The following is an 8,914-nucleotide window of genomic DNA, read 5'->3' on the forward strand; positions in this document are numbered from 1 at the left end:
CGTAGGAGCAGCGGCTGACTTCAAAGCAATAACCAGAGCACCAAGCAAGTCACATTTGCGCAACAGTTACCTTTCAGAACTTTTAAAAAATAAAAAAGAATTTCATTACTTAGGGAGTGTTCACGGGTCTGTATGTAAATAAACCATGGAAAACTTGAAGCGTTATCCATGGTTTATCTGGGCGTTAACTGAGCAAGGTATGCCCTGTAGTTGAGCGACATCTTACTTAGTCTGTTTCTAGATCAATATCTGTTTCAGCTTTTGAGCAACAAGTAAGAATTTCGCCGTCTCGCACAAAGGACAAAGGTTCTGAAGAGTAATTAACCGTGCCACTTTTTATTTTTATTCTACAAGCTCCGCAAAATCCATCTCTGCACATATAATTAGGCACTAACTCTAAAGCTTCCATATTCTCAAGTATTGTTTTGTTAGGATGGCAAGTTCCAATCAGCTTGCCATCTATCTTTAACTTCATCGCAACTACAAGTCAAAATCACCGAAGTCTGTTGCATTAACTTCTGAATCAACTTGACCAACCAAGTAACTACTTAACTCAGCTTCCTGAGGAGCTACTTGAACATTGTCGCTTACGAGATAAGAGCTCATCCAAGGCAGTGGGTTGCTCTTTACATCGAACGGTGTATCTAAACCTATAGCAGCCATGCGCTGATTACTGATGTATCCAATATATTGCTTCAGAATGTCAGCATTCAAACCAATCATTGAACCATCCTTAAATAGGTAGTCAGCCCACTCTTTTTCTTGCTCAACTACCTCAAGAAATATCTGACGACCTTCTTCTTTTAGTTCAGCTGACACCTCCTTCATTTCGGGGTCATCTTTGCCGCTAGACCATAGATTTAGTATGGCCTGTGTGCTCGAAAGGTGCACGGATTCATCTCGCGAGATAAGTTTTATCAGTTTACTATTCCCTTCAAGCAATGAGCGTTCTGCAAAGGCAAATGAACAAGCAAATGACACGTAAAATCGAATCGCTTCTAGTGCGTTTGTTGAGCACACAGCTAAATAAAGCTTCTCTTTAACTTTGCGTTCAGTCACTTCGACTTTTTTACCATCAATTTCATGAACACCTTCACCATGTAAGTTATACACTTGCGTGATTTGAATTAGGTCATCAAAGTATTTAGATATGCTAGTAGCACGTTTGATGATCGCAGAGTTAATGACGATATCGTCAAAAACTTCGCTTGGGTCAGTAAATAGGTTACGCAAAATGTGCGTATAAGAACGGCTATGAATAGTTTCGGAAAAAGCCCATGTCTCTATCCATGTTTCGAGCTCAGGTATTGAAACCAGAGGTAGAAATGCAGCACTAACTGAACGAGCCGCAATTGAATCAAGTAGTGTTTGATATTTCAAATTTGAGATAAAGATGTGCTTTTCAGCTTCACTGAGCGTTTGCCAATCAGCTCTATCTTTCGATACGTCTACTTCTTCTGGTCGCCAGAAGAACGACAGCTGCTTTTCAATAAGGTTCTCGAATACCATATGCTTTTGCTGATCATACCGAGAAACATTGACGCTTTGACCCATGAACATAGGCTCTGCTAATGCGTTGTTTTGTGTTTGATTAAAGGTGCTGTATTTCATTTTTAAACCTCACATAAATACTTGTGTTATGCAGCAATGCTGTGTTTATGTGATGTTTCACATAAGTTAAAGTTCGTTTTATTGCTTGATTCTAAAGGAAGGGCGACCGACCGACCAGTTAAATGTGATGTTTTTTGTAGTGAATTAAGGCGAATTAGTTTGCTGTTCCCCTCAAGTAAAGATCTCTCTGAAAACGCAAACGAACAGGCGAAACTAACGTAAAAACGAATAGCTTCTAAAGCATTAACAGAGCACACCGCAAGGTATAACTTTTCCTTTAATTTGCGTAAAGTAACATCATATTCAACACCTTCAGATGTATGTTTACCTTCGCCATGTAAGTTATATAACTGTGAATATAAAATTAAATCATCAAAGTAAAGCGAAATACTTTCAGCACGTTTCAATATTGCAGGGTTAATGATTATTTCATCAAATACTTCACCAGGGTTGGTGAATAAATTTCTTAAAATATGTGTATATGAACGAGAATGAATCGTCTCACTAAATGCCCATGTTTCTATCCATGTTTCAACTTCAGGTAAGGAAGCCAATGGGAGTAACACCGCATTAACTGAACGTGCGGCCATACTATCAAGTAAGATTTGATATTTAAGGTTAGAGATGAAAATGTGCTTTTCGGCATCAGATAGACTTTGCCAATCCCCGCGATCTTTTGATACATCAACTTCTTCTGGTCGCCAGAAGAAAGACAGTTGTTTCTCAATTAAGTTTTCGAATGCCACGTGTTTTTGAACATCATAACGTGATACATTCACAGGGTTGCCAAAGAACATCGGTTCTTTTAAAGCGTCATTATTTTTTGATTAAAAGTAGTATATTTCATTTTTTATTTATTCCGGGATAAAGCCACATATTTATTTTTTATGCTGCTATTTTAAGTTGTGTGGCATTTTTTGTAATTTTATGTGTGGTTCCACACAAGTTGATCACGTTGTTTGTGTTTGATTTAGCTTGATTAGTTTTTAAAATTTTGCTATTGTGTGTGCATGACTGACGGGATTTAAGCTTAATAATTTTAGCATTGCCTTCCATTAGCTCACGCTCGGCAAACGCAAATGAACACGCAAAGCTGACATAAAAGCGAATAGCTTCAAGAATGTTCACTGACATCATCGCCAGATACAATTTCTTTTTCAGCTCAAATAAATTAACCACAACGGTTTCACCATTAATGTCATGTTTGCCTTCACCGTACAGGTTGTAAAGCGACACCGAGTTAATTAAATCGTCGTAATAAGTGGTTACGGCATCGGCACGTTCACTAATTTTGTCATTGCTAACAATGTCGTCAAAAATGAGTTCAGGGGCTTGAGTTACATTACGAATAATATGTGTGTATGAACGGCTGTGAATGGTTTCACTAAACGCCCATGTTTCAATCCATGTTTCAAGCTCAGGAATTGACACGATTGGCAATAGTGCAACGTTAGGCGAACGGCCTTGAACACTATCAAGCAAAGTTTGGTATTTTAAGTTACTTAAAAAGATATGCTTTTCGTGATCAGGAAGCGCTTGAAAGTCTAAACGGTCTTTACTTACGTCAACTTCTTCAGGACGCCAAAAGAAAGACAATTGTTTTTCAATCAGCTTTTCAAAAATAGGGTATTTTTGTTGATCGTAACGTGACACGTTAACGGTTTGACCAAAAAACATTGGCTCTTGCATTTGGTTATTATGATTTCTGCTAAAAGTAGTATAAGACATGTTTATCACTCAAAAAACTATCAGGACAAAGCGGGCAAGGCGCCCGCTTTAAGTTTAACTATTAAATTTTACACGCGCCGCCTGCACAATCATCATCTTCCACTTCTGGAGCGTCTTCTTGTGCATCTGATGCGCCATCACGGGTGTTATGGTAGTACAGTGTTTTAACACCTAGCTTGTAGGCACCAAGTAAGTCTTTTAATAAGACTTTCATAGGTACTCTACCGCCTTCGTATCTATTTGGATCATAATTAGTATTTGCTGAAATTGTTTGGTCGATAAATTTCTGCATTATGCCTACTAATTGTAAGTAACCATCGTTTGATGGAATATCCCACAGTAATTCGTAGTTATCTTTAAGGCGTTCGTAGTCAGGAACAACTTGCTTTAAAATACCGTCTTTACTTGCTTTAACACTAATGTGACCACGCGGTGGCTCGATACCATTAGTTGCATTTGAGATTTGCGATGACGTTTCTGATGGCATTAATGCGCTCAGCGTGGAGTTACGCATACCATGCTCTTTAATGCTGGCACGTAATGTATCCCAATCAAGGTGCAGTGGTTCATCACAAATCTTGTCTAAATCACGTTTGTACGTATCGGTTGGCATAATACCTTGCGAGTATGTAGTTTCGTTAAATTTAGGACATGCTCCACGCTCTTTAGCAAGTTCGTTAGATGCCTTCATTAGGTAGTACTGAATTGCTTCAAATGTTCTGTGCGTAAGCGCATTTGCGCTGCCATCTGAATAACGCTTACCGTTTTTAGCTAGGTAGTATGCGTAGTTAATAACGCCTATGCCTAGCGTACGACGTCCCATAGTTGCATTTTTAGCTGCAGGTACTGGGTAGTCTTGGAAATCAAGTAGGTTATCAAGTGCGCGTACCGCAAGCTCAGCTAACTCTTCTAGTTCATCTAAAGACTCAATGGCACCTAAGTTAAACGCAGATAATGTACAAAGTGCAATTTCACCTTCTTCATCATTCACGTTGCTAAGAGGTTTAGTTGGTAACGCAATTTCTAAACATAAGTTAGATTGACGGATCGGAGCCACTCTTGAGATAAACGGACTGTGTGTATTACAGTGGTCAACGTTTTGTAAGTAAATACGACCCGTGCTAGCACGTTCTTGAGCAAACATAGAGAACAGCTCAATTGCTTTAATTCGTTTTTTACGAATTGACTCGTCTTGCTCATATTTTACATATAGCGCGTCAAACTCGTCTTGATCTTCAAAAAATGCATCGTAAAGGCCAGGCACATCAGAGGGGCTGAATAACGTAATGTAATCATCTTTAATTAAACGTGAGTACATGAGTTTATTAAACTGTACGCCGTAATCTAAGTGACGTACGCGGTTATCATCAACACCACGGTTGTTTTTAAGTACTAATAAGTTTTCAACTTCTAAATGCCAAAGCGGGTAGAAAAGGGTTGCTGCGCCACCACGTACACCGCCTTGCGAACAGCTTTTAACCGCTGTTTGAAAGTGCTTATAAAACGGAATACAGCCAGTGTGATACGCTTCACCGTTACGAATAGGGCTACCTAGTGCACGAATACGACCTGCATTAATACCAATACCAGCACGTTGAGAAACGTATTTAACAATTGCTGATGATGTAGCATTAATTGAGTCTAGGCTATCGCCACACTCAATAAGTACACATGAGCTAAACTGGCGTGTTGGTGTACGTACGCCCGACATAATTGGCGTAGGTAAAGAAATTTTAAATAATGAAACCGCATCATAAAAACGTTTGATGTAATCAATACGTGTATCACGAGGGTAATCAGAGAATAAGCTTGCAGCCACTAAGATATATAAAAACTGCGCGCTTTCGTAAATTTCACCCGTTACACGGTTTTGAACTAGGTATTTACCTTCAAGCTGTTTTACTGCTGCGTAGCTAAAGTTAAGATCGCGAGAATGATCTAAGTACGCATCTAGCTCATCTAATTCTTGCTCTGTGTAATCAACGAGTAAATGTGCATCGTAACGTTTTTGTTCAACCATGTTAGTAACATGGTCAAAAAGACGCGGTGGCTCAAACTGGCCATAGGCTTTTTTACGTAAATGGAATACAGCTAAACGAGCAGCAAGGTACTGATAATCAGGCGATTCTTTAGAAATCTGATCCGCAGCAGCTTTAATAATCGTTTCGTGGATGTCTTTAGTACGAATACCGTCATAAAATTGAATATGCGATTTAAGTTCAACTTGTGAAACCGAAACGTTATTTAAACCTTCGGCGGCCCATTCAATAACGCGATGGATCTTATCAAGATCGAGTGGCTCTTTACGACCGTCACGTTTGCTTACAGATAACTGTTGGTTCATAGCTTTGCCTGTATTCCTTGGGAATTAAATATTTTTGACCAATGCGTGCACCTAAAAAAGCACAGTGCCTATTCGTTTATTGTTATTTTCACCGGTTTGGTGAATTTAATTGAATAACATTTAGCCACAATATCTGGTGTTGTTCAAATTAGAGATCACAAGATAGTGTGGTCTGGGATCTTTTGCAAGGGACAGAAACCGCTCTCATTGTGGATAACGTTGGGATAACGTAATTGTGTTAGTAGGCATTAACCTTTGATCATTCGGTTAAGTTGAAATTTGTAAAAATCAACTAAGGAAAGATTAAATTTACGCTTTTTAAAAATAAATTTTGTCTGCTTTTTTTATCATCAAGCTTTGCGTAAAAACTAACACAATCACAATATGTAGTGTTTATTAATTAACATGACACTATATGTGGTTAAATGCATCTATAGGACTGTGCCAATTAAAATCCGCATTCCAAGCCAATGCCTCGTCAACACTCGGTACATATCCCCATAGTGCGGTTGCGGTGTGCATATTGGCTGCTTTACCTGCTTGAATGTCACGCTGCGCATCACCTATATATAAGCAACGTGAAGGATCTACACTCATTTGCTCAGCGCAATACAGTAAAGGAAGGGGTGAGGGCTTAGATTCAGCTAAGGTATCACCGCTTATCACAATACGTGCATTTTTTAATGCAGGAATCGCCTTGACTAAAGGATCAGTTAAAAATCCGGGCTTATTGGTCATAATTCCCCAAGGGATTGCTTTGTTATCAAGTGCGATTAGTAATTGCTCTATTCCTACAAAACATTGGGTATGGGTGGCAATGTTGGCAGCGTATTGCGTAACTAGCTCTTGTAAAAGTTGCTCTTGCGGTTGTTGCGCCCAGCTTTCTTTAAAACCAGCAGCCAATAAAGCGGCAGCACCATTTGAAGCTGCGGGTCGATATATATCACGACTCACTTCAGGATGCTGATGATTACGCAGCACAGTGTTGAGTGCGGCGCCTAAATCATCGGCGGTATCGAGTAAAGTGCCATCTAAGTCAAACAGCAATGCTTGATATTCCATTGGGGCAATGGGGATTTGAGAGCTTGCCATTACGCTAACTTCTCAAAATGCAGCATATAATTTACGCTCACATCATCATTCATTGTGTATTGCTTAGAAAGCGGGTTGTAACTTAAACCAGCACTGGCACGTACTTTTAAGCCAGCTTGCTCTGCCCATGCAATTAATTGTGCAGGTTTAATAAATTTTTTATGGTCGTGCGTACCTTCGGGGACCATTTTTAATAGTTTTTCTGCACCGACAATAGCGTATAAGTAAGCTTTTGGGGTTTTATTAAGAGTAGAGAAAAAAACATCGGCCCCAGGTTTTGCTAATTTAGCCACCGCATGAATAATAGAAGCAGGGTCGGGGACGTGCTCTAACATTTCCATACAAGTGATCACATCAAAGCGCTCAGGGTGCTCATTTGCAAACTGCTCTGCAGGTACTTTTATATACTCAACGGGGACACTTGTTTCTAAGCTGTGTAACTTGGCGACAGTTAAAGGCTCTTGGCCCATATCAATGCCAGTTACTTTAGCGCCCATTCGCGCCATGCTGTGACTTAAAATGCCACCACCACATCCTACATCGAGGGTTTCTTTATCAAATAATCCTTTGGTTTTGTCTGCGATGAAATCTAATCGTAATGGATTAATTTCGTGAAGCGGCTTAAATTCGCCTTCTAAATCCCACCAACGTTCTGCGATGGCTTCAAACTTTGCTATTTCTGCGTTATCTACATTTTGATGTTCGGTCATAAAATACTTCCTCGTCAATCTGAGGCCATTATATAGGCCTAAATTGATAAATCGCAAAGTTTTGCGCCTGTAAATTAAAATTAATTGTGATAGCATGGTTACTTAGAAATAATAACAAACACTCTTAATACCTAATACTGGGTTGTTAAGAGCTGATACTGAAGGAATGTGATATCAAATGACTGATCTCGCCAATGAAATTCTGCCAGTCAATATTGAAGACGAGTTAAAAAACTCCTACTTAGATTACGCCATGAGTGTAATTGTAGGACGTGCATTACCAGACGTACGTGACGGCTTAAAACCTGTTCACCGCCGCGTTTTGTTTGCAATGAACGAGCTTAGTAATGACTGGAACAAGCCTTACAAAAAATCGGCCCGTGTGGTCGGTGACGTAATCGGTAAATACCACCCACACGGCGACAGTGCAGTTTATGACACCATCGTACGTATGGCTCAGCCATTCTCACTGCGTTACATGCTAGTAGATGGTCAGGGTAACTTTGGTTCGGTTGATGGTGATTCAGCAGCGGCAATGCGTTATACAGAAGTACGTATGGCAAAAATGTCGCACGAATTATTAGCCGATCTTGAAAAAGAAACGGTTGATTTTGTGCCTAACTACGATGGCACAGAGCAAATTCCTGATGTGTTACCCACTAAAATACCTAACCTGTTAGTTAATGGTTCATCGGGTATTGCGGTTGGTATGGCAACAAATATTCCGCCACATAACTTAACAGAAGTCGTGAATGGCTGTTTAGCGCTTATTCAAAACCCTGAATTGACCATTACGGAGTTAATGGATTACATTCCTGGGCCTGATTTCCCAACTGCGGCGATTATTAACGGTAAAAAAGGCATTGAACAAGCTTATCAAACCGGTCGTGGTAAAGTGTACATGCGTGCGCGTGCTGACATCGAAACCGATGAAAAGACGGGTCGCGAAACCATTATTGTTCATGAAATCCCTTACCAAGTTAACAAAGCACGTTTGATTGAAAAAATCGCCGAGTTAGTTAAAGATAAAAAAATTGAAGGGATCAGCGCATTACGTGATGAATCAGATAAAGACGGTATGCGTATCGTTATCGAGATCAAACGTGGTGACGTAGGTGAAGTTATTTTAAACAACCTTTATTCACAAACTCAGTTACAAACTGTGTTTGGTATGAATATGGTTGCGTTAATTAATAACCAACCTAAGTGTTTCAACTTAAAAGAAATGCTTGAAGAGTTTATTATTCACCGCCGTGAAGTTGTTACCCGTCGTACGGTATTTGATTTACGCAAAGCCCGCGACCGTGCGCATACGCTAGAAGGTTTAGCGATTGCACTGGCTAACATTGACCCAATTATCGAACTTATTCGTAAGTCGCCAACACCTGCTGAAGCAAAAGTTGCATTAACAGCGCGTCCATGGGAATTA

6 protein-coding genes and 2 pseudogenes are annotated in these 8,914 nt (G+C 39.8%); 1 reads left to right on the plus strand and 7 read right to left on the minus strand.

Going from position 1 to position 8,914, the window contains the following annotated elements:
- Positions 1–226: 226 nt before the first annotated feature.
- From yfaE to ubiG, 7 genes and pseudogenes are all read right to left on the minus strand, one after another.
- On the minus strand, positions 227–475 hold the full coding sequence (yfaE, locus tag P20311_RS04450; RefSeq protein ID WP_024600991.1) for a class I ribonucleotide reductase maintenance protein YfaE: 249 nt from the start codon (positions 473–475) through the stop codon (positions 227–229).
- A 5-nt stretch (positions 476–480) separates the two neighbouring features.
- Positions 481–1,611, minus strand: coding sequence for a class Ia ribonucleoside-diphosphate reductase subunit beta (gene nrdB, locus P20311_RS04455; protein WP_008110144.1), 1,131 nt, complete (start codon positions 1,609–1,611; stop codon positions 481–483).
- Between the two features lie 77 nt (positions 1,612–1,688).
- Positions 1,689–2,458: pseudogene (gene nrdB / locus P20311_RS04460) on the minus strand (class Ia ribonucleoside-diphosphate reductase subunit beta); the annotation flags it as partial.
- Between the two features lie 95 nt (positions 2,459–2,553).
- Positions 2,554–3,339 (minus strand): annotated as a pseudogene (gene nrdB / locus P20311_RS04465) (class Ia ribonucleoside-diphosphate reductase subunit beta); the annotation flags it as partial.
- A gap of 61 nt (positions 3,340–3,400) precedes the next feature.
- Entirely contained in the window at positions 3,401–5,683 is a 2,283-nt protein-coding gene (gene nrdA, locus P20311_RS04470) for a class 1a ribonucleoside-diphosphate reductase subunit alpha (RefSeq protein WP_008110149.1), read from the minus strand.
- A gap of 411 nt (positions 5,684–6,094) precedes the next feature.
- Positions 6,095–6,775, minus strand: a complete 681-nt coding sequence (locus P20311_RS04475) for an HAD family hydrolase (protein ID WP_008110153.1) — start codon at positions 6,773–6,775, stop codon at positions 6,095–6,097.
- A complete protein-coding gene (ubiG, locus tag P20311_RS04480; protein WP_008110155.1) occupies positions 6,775–7,485 on the minus strand; it encodes a bifunctional 2-polyprenyl-6-hydroxyphenol methylase/3-demethylubiquinol 3-O-methyltransferase UbiG in 711 nt (236 codons plus the stop codon). Before ubiG ends, P20311_RS04475 begins: the two co-directional genes overlap by 1 nt.
- Positions 7,486–7,663: 178 nt before the next feature.
- Between ubiG and P20311_RS04485 the strand changes: the two genes are divergently transcribed.
- A partial coding sequence (locus P20311_RS04485) for a DNA gyrase subunit A (protein ID WP_036984837.1) occupies positions 7,664–8,914 on the plus strand: 1,251 nt, incomplete at its 3' end.

The organism is Pseudoalteromonas sp. BSi20311 (assembly GCF_000239875.1).
Taxonomy (GTDB): domain Bacteria; phylum Pseudomonadota; class Gammaproteobacteria; order Enterobacterales; family Alteromonadaceae; genus Pseudoalteromonas.

Coding starts and splice junctions, on each gene's coding strand:
- yfaE (WP_024600991.1), bottom strand. CDS start 475: ATGAAGTTAAAGATAGATGGCAAGCTGATTGGAACTTGCCATCCTAAC.
- nrdB (WP_008110144.1), bottom strand. CDS start 1,611: ATGAAATACAGCACCTTTAATCAAACACAAAACAACGCATTAGCAGAG.
- nrdA (WP_008110149.1), bottom strand. CDS start 5,683: ATGAACCAACAGTTATCTGTAAGCAAACGTGACGGTCGTAAAGAGCCA.
- P20311_RS04475 (WP_008110153.1), bottom strand. CDS start 6,775: ATGGCAAGCTCTCAAATCCCCATTGCCCCAATGGAATATCAAGCATTG.
- ubiG (WP_008110155.1), bottom strand. CDS start 7,485: ATGACCGAACATCAAAATGTAGATAACGCAGAAATAGCAAAGTTTGAA.